Consider the following 17,545-nt stretch of genomic DNA (forward strand, 5'->3'; position numbering starts at 1 on the left):
GGTCTCTTATTGGGGTTTGAAAGGACAATTCTCTCGCCCACAAAAATGAGACTGGTATCAATGGTTTCTGTTAATCCTAGAAGTGCTTAAAGCTTCCGCTTTGGGTGCCTTCAACGCGGTTTGTAGATCCTCTCCTCTGATCGACGTGTAAGGAAGAGGAAGATTGGTGCGGCAATTACTACGGCGGACGCTATAGTCCCGAATCCCTTCCACGCGTCGGCATTGTTCACTGCTGCCCCCCAAAACTGCATAGTTAAAGCCATCGCGCCCATGATGGTAGCGGCAATCAGGAACGAGGCTATGTAGACTACCGGACCGCGCTTGAAGAGCCGAGTGACTATGTTGCTGCCACTACAGCGACGCGCCGACAGCTTTAGGTTCGTAATGACCTCCAAGGTTATGATCGCACCAAGAAAGGCAAAGCCAAACGGCTGGAGGAACTGTACAAGTCCAGGCCCATTCTCGGAAAGCACTGCCTCCTGAACCCATAAGGCAACGGCGAGAACGACAGATACGGCAAGCGCTTTGGAGTGAAAGTCGACCCCCTCCGATACCAATTCACCCGGTACCTGAGCCTTTCGATCTCGGTCCGGCAAGATCTAATTCCAGCCAGAGCACGACGACTGCCAATTACGATTGGGATTAGCGCAAGAAGTATCGTCGGAATTGGCCACAACCGGATCAGATCAAACCAAGCGAGATCCGCTAATTCTGAGATCAGCTGTACGAGGATGTTCTTAGAAGTGGTCACAGCCATTTCACTTTTGGGGTTTAGACGCAGACGGATCGCACCAAATGAGCAGAGATCCCGCTTTGGGTTCTCTCGACTTATCGGGTTTCAGGCAGAATGACGGTTGGGATAGTCAATGGGGCTGCAGGTGTGCTCGAGCATGGAAGCTCGGTCTCGGCTACCGTGTACTGGGCAAGCCGATGTTGATATAGACCTCCTCGCTGTGTCGGAAATGCGCCCTGTTGGAGGTCACTCCACCAAAGACCGTCGATAGATCTATCCTCCGTCGCAAGAACCGCGAGGCACATATGAAGCAGCCAAATCTTCTGGTCATGCCCTCCACCATTCGGCATTGAATTCTGGGCAATCTTGAGCGCGTCCCAAAGTTGTTTTGTGCCTTGAAGAGTACCTGAAGAAGCGTCCGCGATGCCGAAATATTCAGCGTCGCGAGCGATCCTGGCAGCATGAGTCGCAACTGTCCATTCAGCGTCGAGAAACTTTAGGTCCTCGCCAGAGATGAGTTTGTAGATCGTAGGGTTTTTAAGATGACTCCGGGCCACCCATTCAGCCGGATCGAGGGAAACCGGAAGTAATCCAAGCTCGAAGTCGCAATTGCGATTGTAGAGGGGATCGACCCGTTTCTCGAGGATCGTCAGATTTCCGGCATGATACACCGCCGGAATGAAGATAAATGGCAACTCTGTTTGCGGCGATTGGGCGCTCATGATGACCTCATGGACAACTACAGGGGTAGACACGCTCTTACGAGCGTGCCTTTCTGATGAGGCCTGAGTAGAGATGCAAGGGCCTTTAACCTTCGTACGCCACAACCTCCGGCGTGAGGTGCCGGGTTTCCTGGTCATCCCGTTCCCTCCTGAGCCGACCGGCCTTCCGTTTCGCCGCATCGGCGGGATCGACTGCAGTCAGGCGGTCTCTCAAGATAAACTCAGGAACGGTTTGGGTCGCGATCGGCCCCTTCCCGCGGGAGCGGACATGCTTCACCATGTCCTTGTCCTTGAAGAAGTAGGGGGTATCGAGCTTCATGGGTCGGTTCAGGAAGTTCTGGACGAGGACGATGTTCTTACCTGGCTTGAGAGAGGCCACATCCTCACTGCGCAAGAAGCTGATGTTTTCGATCTGCTCCGAACGACTCCAAGCCATCGGGTTTGCCGATTTTGAGAGGCCCTCGTTATAGGTCTTCTGCGCCCGTTGGATCGTCGTCTCACCGACCATCTTCTTGAACTTGTCGATCGTGTCGGTGTTGTTCTGAGCCAATACGTACTTGACGGCGGTGGTCGTGATAATGACCGACTCGTCTTCGGCTGTGTACTTCTTCCGGATCTGACCGAAGTCCTGGGCGGCCAGCAGGTAGCTAACCTTCTTGGACCGGCCAAGATCCGGGCCGGTGATGACGGACTCGATGCGCGGCAGCTTGGCGAATTCGTCCAAGGCAAAGCAGACCGGGAATGGACCGAGCTCCCGGCCGGTTTTGTGATTGAATTCGCCGGGACCGTAGGAGATCAAACTCTGCGAGAAGACCTCGTAGAGGAGCGCTGTGACAGTTTCGAAGGCTCCAGCCTCGGCTTGGTTCACACAGATGTAGAGGGTGACCGGCTTTACCTCGTCCGATCCGGGAGCTTTCATCCCGCGCATGTCATCCGGGGTAAAGTCGCAGGCGGATGTTCTTTGCGCAACGGCGGCATTCTTAAACGGGAGCAGGGCCTGATCCATTGTGCCGAACACGCCGGACCTTTCCTTGTCGGCCATGTTGACCAGCGAGCTTAACTCGACGAAGGCTCGCGGCGAGGGGAACTTCCCGCCCTGCTCGGCCGGAACAACATCGTCGCAGAGGGTGCGAATCCAGTCGCCCATCTTGTCAGCGCCCATTGCTGCCATGGGATCTTCGTCGCCGGTCTTCTTAGTGCTCTCAAATTGCGAGACGGCAAGCCAGTCAGACAGCATCGGGATTGAAGGCTCGTAGCCATTCCATTTAGCCGGAAGCCCGTCGTAATGCTTTTTGTCGCCCACCTTGGAAATCAGGTAGTGCATGAATCCAGTGAGCGCAGCACGACCCTTGGTTACGAAGTAGTCGTTCCCTTTACCGCCATCGGGGTTCGGGATCAGGGTCTTCGCGACTGTGTCCAGATAGGTGTCACGGTCCGGTCCCTGCGGCGGGACGAGTTTCGGCGAAAGGAAGTTGAAGCGCGGATAGTAGACCGGGTCCCGAACTGCGTAGACCCCTGCGCCATCTCGCTCATTGATCCAAGCCTTGACCGCTTCAAACCGTGCAGGGGCAATCGGAGCGTCGAACGTTCCGTCGTCGCGCCCGGCCGCGTTCCGGGCCTTGTAGCCGACAACCAGTTCTTCGGGAATTTGACCCTTGGTGCCCTTACCGTAGAGCTCGAGAAACACGTCCCAGAACGGGCTGGCTTTATTCAGATCGAATGTAAGAACGTAATTGGGTTCGTCCACCTTTGCCCAGTTCAACATGAAGACGTGGCTCACCTGTGACCGATAGTGTCCGGTCATCTCATATAGCTCGGGCTTCGGGTCGTTGACGATGAAGGAAACGTTGTCGCCCTTCAGGAGTGTTGGAACTACGAAGGCTGCGGTCTTACCTGTTCCGGGAGGGGCAAGGCAAAGAGCAGAGAGGGTCTCGATCATCATGACCATCTGCCCCTTACGAGGACCCTTCGGCCATCGGCCTAGGGCCATCAGGTGCCCGCCCTTAATGCCTACCTGTTCACGAGCCTCCATCTCACCGAGCGTCTCGTCATCGCACCAATCGGCAAAGCCGCCCTTCATTACCTGGCGGAGATAGGGATTGAGGAGAGCCGGGGCCATGTAGATCACAGTGCTGACCAACGCCACGCCCAGATAGGCCTTCAGCGCGTCAAAGCCGCCGTAGTTAGGCGAGACGACGAAGGCATAGTTCATCGAGAGTATGTCGCCACCCGCAACGCGGCCGAAGAAGGCGCCGACGCCGTCCAGGGTTCGCTGGTTCATCGACTGGTCGATCAGCCAGCGGAAGAGCGGGGTGCACAGGGTTGTGACACCGGCCAGCGGAAGGCCAATGGCAGCTGTGGTCCCGAGCCAGCGGTAATGCTTCCGCTGACTTTCCGTCATGTGTTCGGGCAGATACTCTGTTTTGAGCGGGTTGTGGAGCTTCATGACAGAAACCGGAATAGAGAGAGCGAGGGGCGTAACAGGAGCCCGGGAGGCGGAGCTTCCCGGATTTCAGATCTCAGGCTGCGGCTGAAAGAGTCGTCGGAGCTTCAGCGCCAGTGGCGTCAGCAGATATTTCCTGGGCATCCACGATCGCAAAACGATCCGTGATATGTTGGCCGAGAGCATCGAATACAGCCATGATGCCGTAACGTGCCGCCGGTTGATCCTGCAGGACCGTCAATAGATGGGTGACCGCGATCTGGCGCAGCGGTGTCGGCGATTTGCCAAGTGCGCTCTTGTCGTTGACCCATTGCAGCAAGGGGGCATTGGCTCCTCCAGCCAAGTGGCCGTGAAGATCGGAGAGCGTGGCATCGGCGAACTGTTCGAGCGTCGGTGCGGGAGCGTCCTCGTCGTCTAGTCCAGGGTGTTGTGCACGGCTGTCGATAAAAGCGAGCATCAAACCCTTGAACAGCATTCGAGCCGGCAGAAGATGGGCCCCATAATGCTGAGCAGGAAAAACGTTGAGTGCGATGGAATTGACCGCGGTCAGCGTCGCGCTGAGGCTTTGACCCGTGGGGAGTTTGGTTGCCATCGCCTTATGCTCCCGTCTGTAGGGCGATCTGGCCGCCCACCGTCGCCTCAGGAGCCGAGATAAGGTCGCTTGCGGCAGGGTGGCCCTTTATCGCAGCAATGACCTCCTGGGTTCTGCGGTCGTCGTCCTGGCGGCGAATGACTTGGAAGCTGTGCACAACAGCCGCGATCCAGATGTACGGAAGAACGGCTGGCGCAAGCAGTATGCAGAGGCAGATCATCACCAAGCTGGCGATGGCATCATACTTGGCGTCTCGGATCACGAGAGAGATAGGCGGGACGAATATGGCGATCAGGAAAATCATGGGAGCCTCGATTTTAGGCAACGGCAGAAATGCGGCGCTGGCCGAGAGAGTCTTTTTCGATCTGGATGACGCGGATGTGCTCCGCCATCTGGGCTCGGAGTTCGTCGCGATCGATGGCATCCGTGTTGCCCGCCATCGACCGTGCATTTGAGATGCAGTTGATGAAGGTGGTGAGCGCTTCGTCCGGGGATCTTGCGTGAATGGTTGTCATGAAGTGTCCGTGGCCGGTCGTCATCAGTTCCCAGATCGTGGCCGCATTTGAGTTGGAGATCTCGCCGGCCATGACCACATCCGGGGTCATTCGAACGATCAGGTCGCGCACAGCACGGTAGTCGAACTTGTTGGCTTGCTGCGTGCGGCTCATCAGGATGTGGACCCGGTTGGGCTGAAGAACGCGGATTTCGCGCGTGTCTTCGACTGTGAGGATCCGCTTGCGGTCATCGAGAAACGAGACAAGGCGGTTCAGGAAGGTAGTCTTGCCGCTGCTGGTCGCTCCGGACAGGAGGATGTGGTCGCCTCGTGTCAGGGAGTTCACAATCTGGGCGAAGGGGTCATCAGGGTCGGTCGCCCGAGTGAAGATCGAGGCTACCGGAGGGCGAAGCCTTTGGCCTGGTGTGATGCCGTAGTCCTGCAGGTCGACCGTCTGCTCCTTGTTGTATTGGCGGACGCAGACACAGATCGAGCCTTCTTCGCTGGTTCCCTCGGGTGTTTCGGACTGGATGTTCGGGCCGATTCCCGCGGCGAAACGATGCCCACCTGGGACGGTACCGAATACGACCGGCATTCCGGCTGCGCCGAAGTTCGGGATGTTCTGCAGGTTTGCCACCATGTGGCAGATGTTCTCGAGGTACCGTCCCGTGAGGTCGGGAGCCTCTTCGGGGATCCACTGGCGCCCCTGCTCGTCAGGCTTGCGCCGACGAACCCAGATTTCGCCGGGTTTGTTGATGGCGATCTCCTCCACCTCAGGGTGGAGGAGGCGCTCATAGAGAGGCCCAATGAATTTCTGGAGGAGGACCTGGGTGCTCGTGCTGCTCATTGGACCGTCTCTCAAAAGGGTGACCAGTTTTGACCCATAGGGGTCCCGGCCGCCGACTGTTGTTGCGAGTTCTGGCGAGCCTGCTGCCGCTGCTGGAGCTTCTCACTCGCCGACGGGGCGGTGATGAAATCCAGGCTGTCGTCTGCTTTAGCCCGCTGCTTCTGAGTTCCGGCCTGGGTTAGGTCCTGAACCATTGGGCTGTTCATGCCGGAGGTCGGGTTCTGAACGACGCCGCCGTTCTGCATGTACTGCGGGACGCTGGTACCAATCGGAGCATTGAAGCGGTTCGGCCCTGCCGCGCCCGCCTGCTGAGTAGCGCCTTGGCCAAACGAGCGGCCTGGATTGTTGCGAGCTGCCTGGTACTCTGGCGAGGCACGAACCTTGCTGGCGTAGTCCTCACGCATTTTCTGGGTGGGATTGATCGGCTTGAGCCACAGATCGGTGTTGGGGAAGACGGTGATGCGGGTTCCAACCGGGACAGTGCGGATGGGGGGCAGTGCCAGCTGCTCCTCGGTGAACTGTTGAATGAGAGGCTGGGTATCCTCGCGGAATTGTTGGGTGGCAATTCCCCTGGCGTCCTGGCCGATATTGGCTGAGCCGGCACCGTAGGGGCTGACCGAAGTGACAACCGTCTGGGAGCCGTTGAGCCCCAAGGTCACGCCCACGTTGAGCGCCGACATCAGCATTGTGGTGCCAAAGCGCTCAAACCAGCGGTTATCCATGTGGGCCGGGATGCTGGCGCGTCCCATCGCATCGCCGCTGGTAGCCTGGAAGGCGAATGCCGCACCATCAGGGCGAACCAAGCGCTCCCAGGCGATGGCGACCTTTTCCTCGCCCGTTGATCCAATAGCTTCGACGGTTCCGATGAGGGTCGATCCACGTTCGATGACCACAAGACGTCCGTCGCCGCCGTAGATGTCGCGCTCGACGGTTGCAACAGCACGGGATGCATTGCGGGTATCGATCGGAATCTTGATGACTGCGGGAATGGGCTTGTCCATCGTGACGACGCGGCTCATGTCGACCGGGTAGCTCGAGGAATTCCGCTTGTAGCCAATGGACTCCCAATCCTCCTCGCTCGGTCGCTGCGGGCCGAGGTAGGTCAGGTTCTCAGCATCAGACTGGGAGGTCAGAAGACTGGCGGAGCGACGATTCCTGAGGACCGCCTCTGCGGCCGGATCGTATTCCGGCTCCGGGGGCGGAGCTGGAGCAAGGACCACCGGCTCGGCGACAACGGGAGTGATCGCCGTGGCATCGACGCTGACCACCTTTGTGAGGTTACGGACTGAACCATCGGACCGCTCAGAGGCGGCCGTAATCAGGATACGGCCATCGACGCGCCCTGGGATTGCGGGATCATAGACGAACTGGACCAAGCAGGCTTGATCCACTTCGAGGCGGATGCCCTCGCAATTGCTGGCGTCGAGACGAATTCCAGCCTCCTGCGCATAAGGCATGGTGACAGTCTTGATGGTCGCCGGCATGTCCGTGGCTCGGATCGAGAATGTCGACGTGAAGCGTTCCTTACCTGCCGGAATGTCACGCGCCTCAATCGTCGCCCGATCAGGAGAGATATCGCCCTCCCGTGGCGGTGCCTTTGGAGCCTCGGGCTGGGCGGGCGCAAACACGGGTTCAGACGGCGGCAGGGCAGCCTGTCTCATCGAAAGCGCGGTGTTCCTTTCGGGCAATGTCAGAAGGAACAGGGTGACGCCGAGAAGGGCAAAGGCGCTGGTTGCAGTAAGGAGCCGGATTTTGGTTTTGCGCTTGGGATCATCGCTCATTGTCTAGCCCCTTATTCCGCAACCAAGCAGGTGTCGCCATGCCGACGACGAACGTCACAGATCGAAGCCGCCGCAGAGGGATTCACGCCGCTGATCCTGATCATGGCGCGCCCTGAGGAGGGAGCTGCTTTGAGGGACCCACCGGTCTGGGACTGCCACGACAGTTTCGCTTTACCTGCCTGCAGGCGGTTATCTGCCCGATAGAGGTTCCAGACCTGCTCGCCCTCTGCCTTGGTGTATGGGCCGAGGATAATGGCGCCGGAAACAGGAGCCGGAGGCGGGGGCGGGGCCGCGGGAACGACTACCGGAGCGGGAATGGGAGCTGCGGCCGGGGCAGGAGCAACCGCTGCTGCGGGAATTGCCATTGGAGCGACGAGAGGACCGGCCGATGCCACGATCTTCTTCTCGACAGGCTCGACTGCACCTTTCCGGATGAGGGGAGGCTGGGGCACTGGGGCAACGGGCCTCGCGGCAGGCGCGGGAACCGGTTTTTCGATGACGACGGTCTTCTGGACCTCGACAGGAACCTCGCGCTCTACGATCACCGGCTTCTCAACCACGACGGTGCGACGCGGGTCGACGATTGGCGCGTCCTTGGCGTAGCGATTATCGTCCAGGGGGCGAGCCAGACGGAGGCAAACAAGACGGCCGCCATTGCGCAGCGTGATGTTCCCAATGGCCTCAATGACCATCATCGATCGGTCCTTGCCAGCAACGCGGGTGCCAACTGGGCTCTCGACGCCCTGAATGACAAGGGCAGCTACGGGCCACTCGGTCATGGACGAGGCGTTAGGACCGAAATCCAGGTAGGTGAACCGGCCATCGTGCCAAGCGCGGATCGGAGCAATGACGGCATCTTCCTGCGAGCGGGCCTCGATGCTGATGTTGTTGCGCATGTCGCCTGGGTTGACCGGAGCGCCACGGGCATATTCCCGTCCACCGGCGTCGAAGTAGGCAGTCGCCTTGTTCACCGCTGGCTCGTAGAGGTCCTTGTAGTTTGTGTACGGCATCGAAACGGGGGCAGTCGACGCAAGGGTTTCACCCGTGCCAGCCTCCATGCCGCCGACCACGACCTCTACCGTTGTGTCCGGGAGACGGTCAGCGTTGAAGGGAAGAGAGCGGAGATAGAAGTTATAAACGTTGCCCGAGCTGCCGTAGACGATCAGGTTGCCGTCAACGCCCGGGTAGATGGCGCGAATGGCAACCGACCGCTTGTTGGGGGCAGTCGATGTCTCGAACGAACCGGGATCCGAGGACATGACCTGAACGACTTCTTCCTGGCGCGGGAACTTGATCACGCTGAGAAGCCCCTCGCGAGCATTAACCTCCATCACGTCGTCAGGACGCCAGGAGATCTTCACGAAGCCGGGACGGGTCTGGCGAGGCGACTTGTGCTTATTCGGATCGAGCCATGCCATCTGCTCTAGCCCGAGGGGCTTCGAGGCGACTGCCGTCGCAATCCGAGACGTTCCTTGTGACGTTACCTGCGAGGGCATGTCGAGGGGTTCCGGCGCCAGGCCGGGAACGCCGGGTTTGGCATAATCGACTGGCACGTTTGCCTGTGCCTGGGTGATCTGGCCGGCACCGCCCATTGGGGTGCCTTGCGCGAGGGCAGCATTCACCCCAGAAGCGGCGATGAAGGCAGCCAGCGCGACAGTTGAGAGATTACGAGAGCGCGAGGAGGTCATTGGGTTAGGTCCTGGTGATCTTATTGGCGCCGCGACGGCTTAGTCTTTCTTGGACGCCACTGTGTAAGCGGTGACCGTAAACCCCAGCGGGTTCAGGAAGCGGTTGTCGTAGCTGATGCTTTGTTCGACGTTCTGAGCACGCAGCTGTGCAACGAAGGTCCTGCGTTCGTCGCCGCCGTCGGTGAGGCCGGAGCCGATGCGCCGGTCAATGACATCGAACTCAACCTGCCAGTAGCCGTTCTGGATCTTCAGAACGCTCTTGAGCGACACGCTACGGGTAAAGCGCCTCTCCTTGAGGGAGTCATAAACAGGCTTCGTCTCCGCAAGGAACTGGTCGTAAACGGGCTTGGCCGACATCAGCCGGACGATGGTGCCCCATTGGTAAATCGTGCGCTGCGGATCGTCAGTGATCGTATTGCGCATCGTCACGTATTCACGAACATTCGCCTCTTCGAGGATGGCCAGCGACTTTAAGTTGCCTGTCGGCGGCTCGACGCGAACCACCTGATCGGACTTGTCGGACCAGGTGACGAAGAAAGGTACGACACGGTAGAGCGGGATAAGCTGCATGATCGCGACAGAGAGCACCACGTTGATGGCAAGCGACACGCCCGCGACGGCAATCAGGAGCTTGTCCGAGACCGCAGCGCGCCGGCCAGCGGCATGAGGCGCATCATGGTCACGCAGGTAGCCGCCGATCTTGTCCTTCGGCTTCTGGTTAGAGATGGAGGGAAAGTGGGCCACACGCTCAGCATGAACCTGGGGCTCGGGCGCCGAGGTTGCGGGTGCAGCATCCCCTTCCTTCTTAGGAGAGATACGATCGGTGAGACGCTGGAGGCGGGAGACGCTGGAGGTCATGGTAAACGACGCCGATTGAAAGGATTAAACTGGCAGCACAAGCACGTCATTCGCTGCATTTGGCAGCTGAATGCAGGCACAAGGGCTCTTCTTCAGGTCGTTTGGTGAGCGGCCGATGCCGATAGGATCGTCCTGGGTCAAGGTTCCGCAGGCGCTAAGAGCAAGGGCAGTAAGAGCGATAACAACAATGCGAATCAACATTCGATCTTTCCTGGTGATCGGTGTTCTTTAATTCGCTTCTATACCTTTAAATTCGCTCGTCCAATCTATTTCGACGGCGCGCGGAACAATCCGCGGGGATATGAGTAGGAAATGACTAGGTAAGTTAAAATGTAAGAGTTTCAGATGGTTAACGCGGGTCAGATCAGTCAGTGAGCGCGCCTGATGGAGGCACATTTGCGTTAACCGAGATGTATGACCGGTAACTCGAATCGTTGCGCAGATTCTCCAGAATGGTCTCTTGATCGGCAATCATCCGCCGCAGCGATGCCTCTGAGCGGAGAGAGGCATGCTGCTGCATGATTTGCGTAGCGGTTCGGATACCCTTTTGGGTCTCCGCAGCGAGCTTATTGATGAACGCGTGGACCTGCTCTGGCGTATCGAGAGGAGCGCCATACCGCTGGCTGAGGGTCTGGAGTTCGTCTCTGAGGTAGTTGGTGTCGGACCCGCCGCCGGATTGAATGCTCTGGTTAAGATTGTGTCCAGTGATAAGGCCATTGTGGAGTTCGACAGCATACACAAGAGACTGGCGACCGGCGTTTAGAGCATCCTGAGCTTGCAAGAGGGCTTTCGCGCTCAAAGCATCTTCTGAACGGGCTTCCTGCTCTACGCTGTTCGCGTAGGCCTGGGGGTTTCCATAGGGATTGGAGCTAGAGGTCCAGCTGCTGTTGCTGGCGAACGAATCCTGGCCCATCTGCCGAAGGTGAGTGACGGCTTGGCCCGATGTCAGGCGAGAAACGAGACGATTACGCTCCTCAAGGACCTGGAGAAGTGTCAGGCGGATCTTCGCGTTAACCACAAAGTCGTCCCGCAGCGTCTTAGCCTTTCCGACTTCCTCGGAGAGCTTCTTGATCTCGTCCTGGTTCTTGGTGACCACAGACTTGGCTGCCACGGCCGCCCCTAAGCCGTCAGTGTAAACGGAGCGGGAAAGTTGGGTTCGTTCAGCCGGGTTTGAAGAGCCGGGGCGGAGGTAGAAGTCCGCGACCGCGCGTGACATGTCCGGGACGTTCGCCGGGTTTGCCGAGGCCATCACCTGGGGAAGGTTGATCCTGCCGTCATCCTTAAAGGTCGTGAGCGGCCCTGCGGACCCGCCAAATGAGAAGAGGCTGTTCAGGAAGGCTCGGACCTGGGAGATTGGAGCCGTGACACTGCTGAGGGTCTTTTGCCATGCCTGAAGCTGTTCCATCATGGCTCCTAGCTTCAGGTTCTCGTCCATGGTCGTCTGGACTTCATCTGCAAGTCGCTTGGGATCGATAATAGGGCAGGGGAACCACCCCCAGAGGGCGCCGCCGCTCGCCCACTGGCAGGGTGTCTTCCATTTCGCCTGAGCCTCTGAAATGAGGGGCCGGTTTGCTTGCCCGATCATATCGCTGGAAAAGAGCCCGACGATGATCGCCGTGGAGGCGAGTATGACCTTCTTGCGTTGCATGGCACTCCTCATTTCGTTGACGTGAGCAGACGTCTTATTGGCCGCTGGACTGGCTGTTGTAGCTGTCGTTGCCGATAGCGCTGGCCGACTGGAGATGGAGCATGGCGGAAAGTTGGGCATTGCTCTGGATGACCTGCTCCAACATCTTGATCATGATCGCGTTGTTGACGGCGAGGTCGCCGCGCATGTCCTGGGACTGTTTGGCCTGATCCGAGATCTTCTGGATGTCCTGGGAAGTCTTGGAGACCTGATCCTTGCCCTGAATGGCAATAGCCATGGCGCTTGTCGCTGCCGTGCGCGTATTGATCGCTCGCACGGCATTGATAGCTTCAACGTCCGCTTGGGTGCCGCTGGCCTTGTTTACGTAGAGAGCCTGGGTAATCCCGCTCTGGATCGTCCCGACGCCCTGTGAGGCTTGGCCGAAAGCCGTTTGCAGCGTGTTGAAGGAAGACGTGAAGCTGCCATTGCGCCCGAGATTTCCGAAGTTCTCGAGGGAGCCCAGAGTGGCTTTGATCCCATGAAGGGAACTCATCATCTGGCCGATGCCGCCGGCCCCTTTGATCTCCGAGAACATCGACGAGAGGCGGCCGAGGAGTCCGGAAATCTGGCTCGGCCCAAGCTCGCCGAGCGCCTGCTGCAACTGGTTCACGGTGCCAAGGATGTTCTGTAACTGGCCGAGCTGGTTGGTCACCGTCTTCATGGTCTGCTGGACCTGGCCGAAGACGTTGGAATCGAGAACAGGCACCTGGGCGTTGGCGAAGCTTCCACCCGCCGCGCTCAGCCAGATGGACATGAGCATAACAGCCAGCATCGAAGAGATGGCCGATGGCCGGGATCGAAGGGAATGTAGGGTCATAATAGCCTCTGTTGGTCAGTGGGAGGGACTTAGCGAGTGGCGAATTCGCCGTTGAGGTAGGGTTCGAGGAATGCGTCCTGGCCGTATTTCTCGATAGCTTTGGTGAGTTCGATGACGGCCGGTCGACCGGACGAGAAGACCTTGAGGTACCGACCGAGAACGGACAGATCGATATCCAGGATCGCCGATTGACCCGTGGAGTACTTCTTTACAAGGACAGCGTACTTGTGTTCCGGTCCTGCAAAGTCTTTGCCCAGAACAAAGGCGAGCTCGCTCTCGTTAAGGCCCCAATCATCATAGTCTTCAGGTTTGGCGAGCTTGTTGCGATAAAAGAAGACGGTCTGGCACTGGCCGCGGATCAACTCAGACATCCCGGTTGCCTTGATGGCCTCTGGCCGCTGGAAGGCCAAGATAAATGCCTGGCGGAGCTTACGAGCCTGTTGCAAGCCTACCTTTACGAAGTTGTTTCGGAACAACTCGTTCTGAAGCATCGGCTCCGTCTCATCGATGAACACGAGCGACGGAGAGCCCGTTGTTGTCGCGTTCGAGCGGATGCGATGAATAATGTACTCAACGATTGGAGGAGCAAGGCGCTGGTCGGTGAGGATCTTGGTCATATCGAACCCCACCAATCGGGTTTTCGTCAGATCGAGATTGTCCTGCTCCGCGTTGAAGTAGCCGCCAAGCATGTTGGGATCGATCCAAGGCTGCAGGGACTTCCTTAGATGACCGTGCGGTGAGAAGGCCGCCTTGTGCAGGGACTCCAGCTTGCGGAAGCTCGCGTCCAGGTACGGAGCATAGTTGATGTCGAGGGCTCGGGTGATTTCTTCCTCGTCGAACGCATCCTTGGCGTCACCTAGGAGGCGGAGCCAACGCTGCTGAAACTGACGGTTATCGGGGGTATCTTCCAGAAGGAGCGGGTTCATCTTGGCAGATGAGGCATCCCCGTCGAAGACAATGTAATCGCCTCCGGCGCAACGGACGAAGACCTCACACCCGTTCAAACTATCGAACAGGTAAGCCCGCAGGTCGGGTATTCTAAGCGACTGTGCAGCCAAGAAGCTGACGAGGGTGGTCTTGCCCGTTCCGGTAGGGCCGATGGAGACGCAGTGGGGAACACCTTCCTTGTCCTCAGTCGCGTGGAACTGAAAGGCGTAGGCCTCGCCCGTCACAGAACGAAAGAAACTCAGCGGCTCGTTGCACCAGTCCGACTTCCGCAGGCCGATGTTCGGCTTATGGAGGACGAGGTTAGTGGCGACATTCTGGCTCATGAACCGGAATTGCCGGGGCCAAAGCCGGTCAAAGGAGAACATCGAGAACCAGACGGCTTGGGCGGTGATCAACTCACGCACGCACGTGGCGCCGGTCCGCGAAATAGTCGAGACGATCTCGTTCTCGATTTCTCCGATGTCTTCTGCGGTTTCGCCGTAGACTACAACATTCATCGAATAGTTGTGCAGAGTGGCCTTCATCTCTGACTGGCCGTCGAGAAGGCTGATGGCCTCCATGATCTCATAAGACGCATTCTGCGATAGCGTCATCATCGGAGCGGCCATTTGCTCTTGCTTCAGCTTTGCCATCTGGAGCGAGGTATTGAGCGGCTGAATGGCGTGATGGATGACCAACTCGGCATCAATGCCGATAATCTCCCTGTAGGCGTTCTCCGACGTTTTCTCGCCGCAGTCACGCACACCAAGGATTGTCGCCAGCTTTTCCTCGCGACCATTCGAGAAGTGCAGAATCCCGGTGTCGTCAGACCCGAAATCGATTGAGTCTACGGCGATCATGCGGTTCATGGCCCGATCCTCCAGTCCCGCCACCTTGGGCGATGGGCGGCTGACAGGACTGATCAAGCGGGCAAGGACGGCGGCCGGACCTGTTGTCGGATCCGAACCTTCTTCGAGAACACGGCAGTCATAGGCATTAAGCGTCCGGAGGATGAAATCCTCAGACTGCTTCAGCAACTCTGAGGCTTCCTGATCGTCGCTGGATTTGACCACGAGCAGAGCGAAGTGCCGAAGCGAGTAAGCGTGGCTGAAGTCCTTGTTCCACTGCTCAGAGATTGCCTGGAGCAGGGGGTTGGTCCGGTTTGGCGAGGCCTTGATCGGGAGGCGCTCTTTGGTCGTAAACAACCGTATCTCGGCGAAGGACGACCTCTGCGCCTCGTCCAGCATGTACTTTCGGGCAAGGAAGAGCTCGGCCCTGGTCTCAAAGGAACTGAGGTTTAGCTCCGCGCCCCCGATCTCGACGATGGAAATGTACCGGTCGGCAACACATTTGATGTGCTTTCGGTTGGGCAGTAACTCGATGAACGGCAGGAAGTCCGCCAACGTTTCCTGGCGAGCAGGGGGTCTGAGCCGGTCAACAACCGAGGGGATGGTAAAGGCGAGCCCAGCGGCGGCTGCGCCGGCGCCGAGAACCGTCGCAACGGCCCGTAGGCTGGTCTGATAGGAGAGGAGGAGGTCTAGCGTTTGGCTCATGTGAGCGGCTTTCGTGACGACGTGAAGGGCGAGGGGTTAGGGCCAGAACCGGCGCTGGGGCTTGCCGCCGATTCGGCGGCACTTTTGAAGCGAATAGCGCATCGTCTGAATGAGGGTTGTCATATGAGGCTCTTTCCCGCCGAGCATGACGAGAGCCCCGTGGCCGGCAAAAATCGAGACCAGGAACCCGAGAACGACCACTGCACTAGGCAGCCCGAAGTCGTAGAAGACGAGGAAGAGGAAGCTGAGAACGGAGAAACACAGGGAGAACACGGCCGGAAGTAGGGGAGCGCCGACGAACTTTTGCGGCATCGAGACGGGCCGGTAAATTTTGGTGTCGATGTCCTGCACGACGGCACCCTTATTGGTTTAGCGAATTGTTTTGTACGATTCGAGAACTTTAGTTCGGTTTTCCCTTTTACAGCGTATGAGGAGCAGTCGTCGACAAAAAGGGGCCCGAAAAGGGCCCCCTTGGTTAAACTTTCTGCCGCCGATCAACAGATTAGCGTGCGGTCAGCGTATCGCCGAAGTCTGTTGAGGTGATTGACACCTGCTCAGAGTTGCTGCCGCTCTGGGTGACGTAGTCGATCATGCTGCCAGACGCCGCAATCAGGGCGAGGCCGCCGACAAGAGCGAAGAGCCATTTGAACTGGAAGCGCCCGAAATACGCCATCACGGCAAGGCCGATAATGCCAAAGCCGCCAACCAGGAACGACAGATTTTTGATATTTTCAAAGGCGTTCTTGCCCTTGGACTCCAGGGCGCCGAAGACCTGAGCGGACGCCGAGCTGTCGACCGCCATCAGCGCTGTTACGGCAAGTGCGCAGGCCGCGACTGCCAGATGCGTTTTATATCTCATTGAAACCCTCTCTGCTGATAGGCGACATGCCACCTATGATTCGTGAACGGTTTGGAATTCGTCCCGAGGATCACTCTATACCCGTTTTCCGAATTACAATGAAGTGGGGTTGCGGTTTATTGCGGGAACATGAACCAGATCGTAGCCCAGTGCTGAGAGGTACCGGCGCAGCGAGCGGACGGTGGCTGCATCAGGGTTCGCCTCCAGGCGGCAAACCCACGGCTGGCTGGTTTTAAGCAGAGTGGCCATGTCCCTCTGGGTCAGGCCTGCGTCTGTTCTCAGGCGAGCTAGGTGTGTCTGCTGGCGCATCGGAAAGATTCCTTCCATCGCCTAGAGCGTGGTGATGTCCCGGAAATGAGGGCCGGCCTCGCGGTCGAGGATGAATTGGGGTGTTCCGATACTGCCGATATCGAGTTCGTCTGTAATGTTACTGACGATCGTTTCCATCCAGGCCTCAGATGCATCCTTGTCCCGGTGCAGGATGAGAAAGAGGTTTGAGGCGGTGAGCGCGGCCGCACTGTCACGGCTCCGGCCGTTGTCGTTGAGCTGGCTGGTCATAAAGATCGGAATATCGGCGTCGACACTGGTAGCCTGAAGTCGCTGGGCAACCCTGGTCAGGTGGGCATCGAGGGACTCACCCTTTTCCTTCCCTTGGATCAGCTGCCAGAAATCTATCAGGGCTGCGACGATGCCGTGGCGCCGGCGGTGATACAGGATTTCGTGCCTGAGGTCGTCGACCGTCATGGCAGTGTCGTGGACATAGTGACAATAACGCTTAATTGGCGCGAGGGCCGCGATCTTGTCCTTGTGCTTGCCGAGGTCAAATCCCTTGCAGCCGAGCCGCCGGGCCGTCTTGAGTTCCTCAACCTCGGTTCCGCCCCGCTCCAGGCACGCCATCAGGTGAGGGGTATTTGCGGCCTCCATGTTGTAGCTGATGGTGGCGCAAAGAGTGGTTTTGCCAGTTTTCCCGAAGGCGCCAAGCATCGTGAGGGTACCTGGGTGCAGGCCACCGCCGAGCCGCGCGTCTAGCGCCCTGAGGCCTGTGGGGATCCTGGTGGAGACCTGCCGATCCAAGCGCCGAAGGAGTTGCTTCTGAACCTCATTGGCAGTCATAGAGCGCCCGGTAGGCGTCTCGCTGACCAGGTTGTCCGAAAGGCTTTTGGTTATATCGCGCCATTGAGGATTGGATTTGTCTTCGAGCTTTTTCAGCGCCTCACGGGTTAAGGTGATGGCTCGCCCTCTACTCCGCTCCTCGGAGATTAGACGCGCCTGACGGACCAGGGCATCGACATTGGCAGATGCTCGGTGAATTAGCCGGCGGGGAAGATCCTGGTCATCTAGGAAAGTGGACGCGGTGATGCGCTCTGGCGTCGGATCGTGACCTTCGGAGACGCTTTCGCGGATCGCGCCCCAGATCTGGATATGGTCGTCTTGCACAAAGTCAGTCGGACTGAGAAATCGCACCTTCTCGTACAAGCTGGGCTCGCGCAGCACTGCGCCGATAATTTCGTCATACGCATTCATGATTGAACTGCCGTCTGGGAG

17 protein-coding genes are annotated in these 17,545 nt (G+C 58.3%); all 17 read right to left on the bottom strand.

Annotation, left to right across the window (positions count from 1 at the left end; all coding sequences use genetic code 11):
• Window positions 1–110 precede the first annotated feature (110 nt).
• The gene (locus tag ACS5Q1_RS10975; RefSeq protein WP_473098208.1) at window positions 111–596 is read right to left on the bottom strand and encodes a hypothetical protein; all 486 of its coding nucleotides are present in this window, start codon (window positions 594–596) and stop codon (window positions 111–113) included.
• A gap of 232 nt (window positions 597–828) precedes the next feature.
• Window positions 829–1,455, bottom strand: coding sequence for a hypothetical protein (locus tag ACS5Q1_RS10980; RefSeq protein ID WP_473098209.1), 627 nt, complete (start codon window positions 1,453–1,455; stop codon window positions 829–831).
• A gap of 85 nt (window positions 1,456–1,540) precedes the next feature.
• Window positions 1,541–3,901, bottom strand: coding sequence for a type IV secretory system conjugative DNA transfer family protein (locus ACS5Q1_RS10985; protein WP_473098210.1), 2,361 nt, complete (start codon window positions 3,899–3,901; stop codon window positions 1,541–1,543).
• 73 nt (window positions 3,902–3,974) lie between these two features.
• Window positions 3,975–4,490: a hypothetical protein gene (locus ACS5Q1_RS10990; RefSeq protein ID WP_473098211.1), complete on the bottom strand. Its 516-nt coding sequence runs from the start codon at window positions 4,488–4,490 to the stop codon at window positions 3,975–3,977.
• Window positions 4,491–4,494: 4 nt separating this feature from the next.
• Complete coding sequence (locus ACS5Q1_RS10995; RefSeq protein WP_473098212.1) at window positions 4,495–4,794, bottom strand: hypothetical protein; 300 nt, start codon at window positions 4,792–4,794, stop codon at window positions 4,495–4,497.
• Window positions 4,795–4,807: 13 nt separating this feature from the next.
• Window positions 4,808–5,830 (bottom strand): ATPase, T2SS/T4P/T4SS family, encoded by a 1,023-nt coding sequence (locus ACS5Q1_RS11000; protein ID WP_473098214.1) that lies wholly within the window; start codon window positions 5,828–5,830, stop codon window positions 4,808–4,810.
• Between the two features lie 11 nt (window positions 5,831–5,841).
• On the bottom strand, window positions 5,842–7,611 hold the full coding sequence (locus ACS5Q1_RS11005) for a TraB/TrbI/VirB10 family type IV secretion system protein (protein WP_473098215.1): 1,770 nt from the start codon (window positions 7,609–7,611) through the stop codon (window positions 5,842–5,844).
• An 11-nt stretch (window positions 7,612–7,622) separates the two neighbouring features.
• Window positions 7,623–9,299 carry a TrbG/VirB9 family P-type conjugative transfer protein gene (locus ACS5Q1_RS11010; RefSeq protein WP_473098216.1) on the bottom strand — a complete coding sequence of 559 codons (1,677 nt, stop codon included), beginning with the start codon at window positions 9,297–9,299 and terminating at the stop codon, window positions 7,623–7,625.
• Between the two features lie 39 nt (window positions 9,300–9,338).
• Entirely contained in the window at window positions 9,339–10,157 is an 819-nt protein-coding gene (locus ACS5Q1_RS11015) for a VirB8/TrbF family protein (RefSeq protein ID WP_473098217.1), read from the bottom strand.
• Between the two features lie 24 nt (window positions 10,158–10,181).
• Window positions 10,182–10,358: a hypothetical protein gene (locus ACS5Q1_RS11020; protein WP_473098218.1), complete on the bottom strand. Its 177-nt coding sequence runs from the start codon at window positions 10,356–10,358 to the stop codon at window positions 10,182–10,184.
• Window positions 10,359–10,521: 163 nt separating this feature from the next.
• Window positions 10,522–11,805, bottom strand: coding sequence for a hypothetical protein (locus tag ACS5Q1_RS11025; protein ID WP_473098219.1), 1,284 nt, complete (start codon window positions 11,803–11,805; stop codon window positions 10,522–10,524).
• Between the two features lie 34 nt (window positions 11,806–11,839).
• Complete coding sequence (locus tag ACS5Q1_RS11030; RefSeq protein ID WP_473098220.1) at window positions 11,840–12,598, bottom strand: hypothetical protein; 759 nt, start codon at window positions 12,596–12,598, stop codon at window positions 11,840–11,842.
• Window positions 12,599–12,690: 92 nt separating this feature from the next.
• Window positions 12,691–15,141, bottom strand: a complete 2,451-nt coding sequence (locus tag ACS5Q1_RS11035) for a VirB4 family type IV secretion/conjugal transfer ATPase (RefSeq protein WP_473098221.1) — start codon at window positions 15,139–15,141, stop codon at window positions 12,691–12,693.
• Between the two features lie 36 nt (window positions 15,142–15,177).
• Window positions 15,178–15,492, bottom strand: coding sequence for a VirB3 family type IV secretion system protein (locus ACS5Q1_RS11040; protein WP_473098222.1), 315 nt, complete (start codon window positions 15,490–15,492; stop codon window positions 15,178–15,180).
• A gap of 151 nt (window positions 15,493–15,643) precedes the next feature.
• Window positions 15,644–16,000: a TrbC/VirB2 family protein gene (locus tag ACS5Q1_RS11045; RefSeq protein ID WP_473098223.1), complete on the bottom strand. Its 357-nt coding sequence runs from the start codon at window positions 15,998–16,000 to the stop codon at window positions 15,644–15,646.
• 93 nt (window positions 16,001–16,093) lie between these two features.
• Entirely contained in the window at window positions 16,094–16,327 is a 234-nt protein-coding gene (locus tag ACS5Q1_RS11050; RefSeq protein ID WP_473098224.1) for a helix-turn-helix domain-containing protein, read from the bottom strand.
• A 3-nt stretch (window positions 16,328–16,330) separates the two neighbouring features.
• Entirely contained in the window at window positions 16,331–17,524 is a 1,194-nt protein-coding gene (locus tag ACS5Q1_RS11055) for a DnaB-like helicase C-terminal domain-containing protein (RefSeq protein ID WP_473098225.1), read from the bottom strand.
• Window positions 17,525–17,545 lie beyond the last annotated feature (21 nt).

It is taken from the genome of Microvirga sp. GN3 (assembly GCF_055792825.1).

What these genes read in the sequence shown, in the direction of transcription:
- ACS5Q1_RS10980 (WP_473098209.1), bottom strand. Translation starts at nt 1,455, where the DNA reads ATGAGCGCCCAATCGCCGCAAACAGAGTTGCCATTTATCTTCATTCCG.
- ACS5Q1_RS10985 (WP_473098210.1), bottom strand. Translation starts at nt 3,901, where the DNA reads ATGAAGCTCCACAACCCGCTCAAAACAGAGTATCTGCCCGAACACATG.
- ACS5Q1_RS10990 (WP_473098211.1), bottom strand. Translation starts at nt 4,490, where the DNA reads ATGGCAACCAAACTCCCCACGGGTCAAAGCCTCAGCGCGACGCTGACC.
- ACS5Q1_RS10995 (WP_473098212.1), bottom strand. Translation starts at nt 4,794, where the DNA reads ATGATTTTCCTGATCGCCATATTCGTCCCGCCTATCTCTCTCGTGATC.
- ACS5Q1_RS11000 (WP_473098214.1), bottom strand. Translation starts at nt 5,830, where the DNA reads ATGAGCAGCACGAGCACCCAGGTCCTCCTCCAGAAATTCATTGGGCCT.
- ACS5Q1_RS11005 (WP_473098215.1), bottom strand. Translation starts at nt 7,611, where the DNA reads ATGAGCGATGATCCCAAGCGCAAAACCAAAATCCGGCTCCTTACTGCA.
- ACS5Q1_RS11010 (WP_473098216.1), bottom strand. Translation starts at nt 9,299, where the DNA reads ATGACCTCCTCGCGCTCTCGTAATCTCTCAACTGTCGCGCTGGCTGCC.
- ACS5Q1_RS11015 (WP_473098217.1), bottom strand. Translation starts at nt 10,157, where the DNA reads ATGACCTCCAGCGTCTCCCGCCTCCAGCGTCTCACCGATCGTATCTCT.
- ACS5Q1_RS11020 (WP_473098218.1), bottom strand. Translation starts at nt 10,358, where the DNA reads ATGTTGATTCGCATTGTTGTTATCGCTCTTACTGCCCTTGCTCTTAGC.
- ACS5Q1_RS11025 (WP_473098219.1), bottom strand. Translation starts at nt 11,805, where the DNA reads ATGCAACGCAAGAAGGTCATACTCGCCTCCACGGCGATCATCGTCGGG.
- ACS5Q1_RS11030 (WP_473098220.1), bottom strand. Translation starts at nt 12,598, where the DNA reads ATGTCCATCTGGCTGAGCGCGGCGGGTGGAAGCTTCGCCAACGCCCAG.
- ACS5Q1_RS11035 (WP_473098221.1), bottom strand. Translation starts at nt 15,141, where the DNA reads ATGAGCCAAACGCTAGACCTCCTCCTCTCCTATCAGACCAGCCTACGG.
- ACS5Q1_RS11045 (WP_473098223.1), bottom strand. Translation starts at nt 16,000, where the DNA reads ATGAGATATAAAACGCATCTGGCAGTCGCGGCCTGCGCACTTGCCGTA.
- ACS5Q1_RS11050 (WP_473098224.1), bottom strand. Translation starts at nt 16,327, where the DNA reads ATGGAAGGAATCTTTCCGATGCGCCAGCAGACACACCTAGCTCGCCTG.
- ACS5Q1_RS11055 (WP_473098225.1), bottom strand. Translation starts at nt 17,524, where the DNA reads ATGAATGCGTATGACGAAATTATCGGCGCAGTGCTGCGCGAGCCCAGC.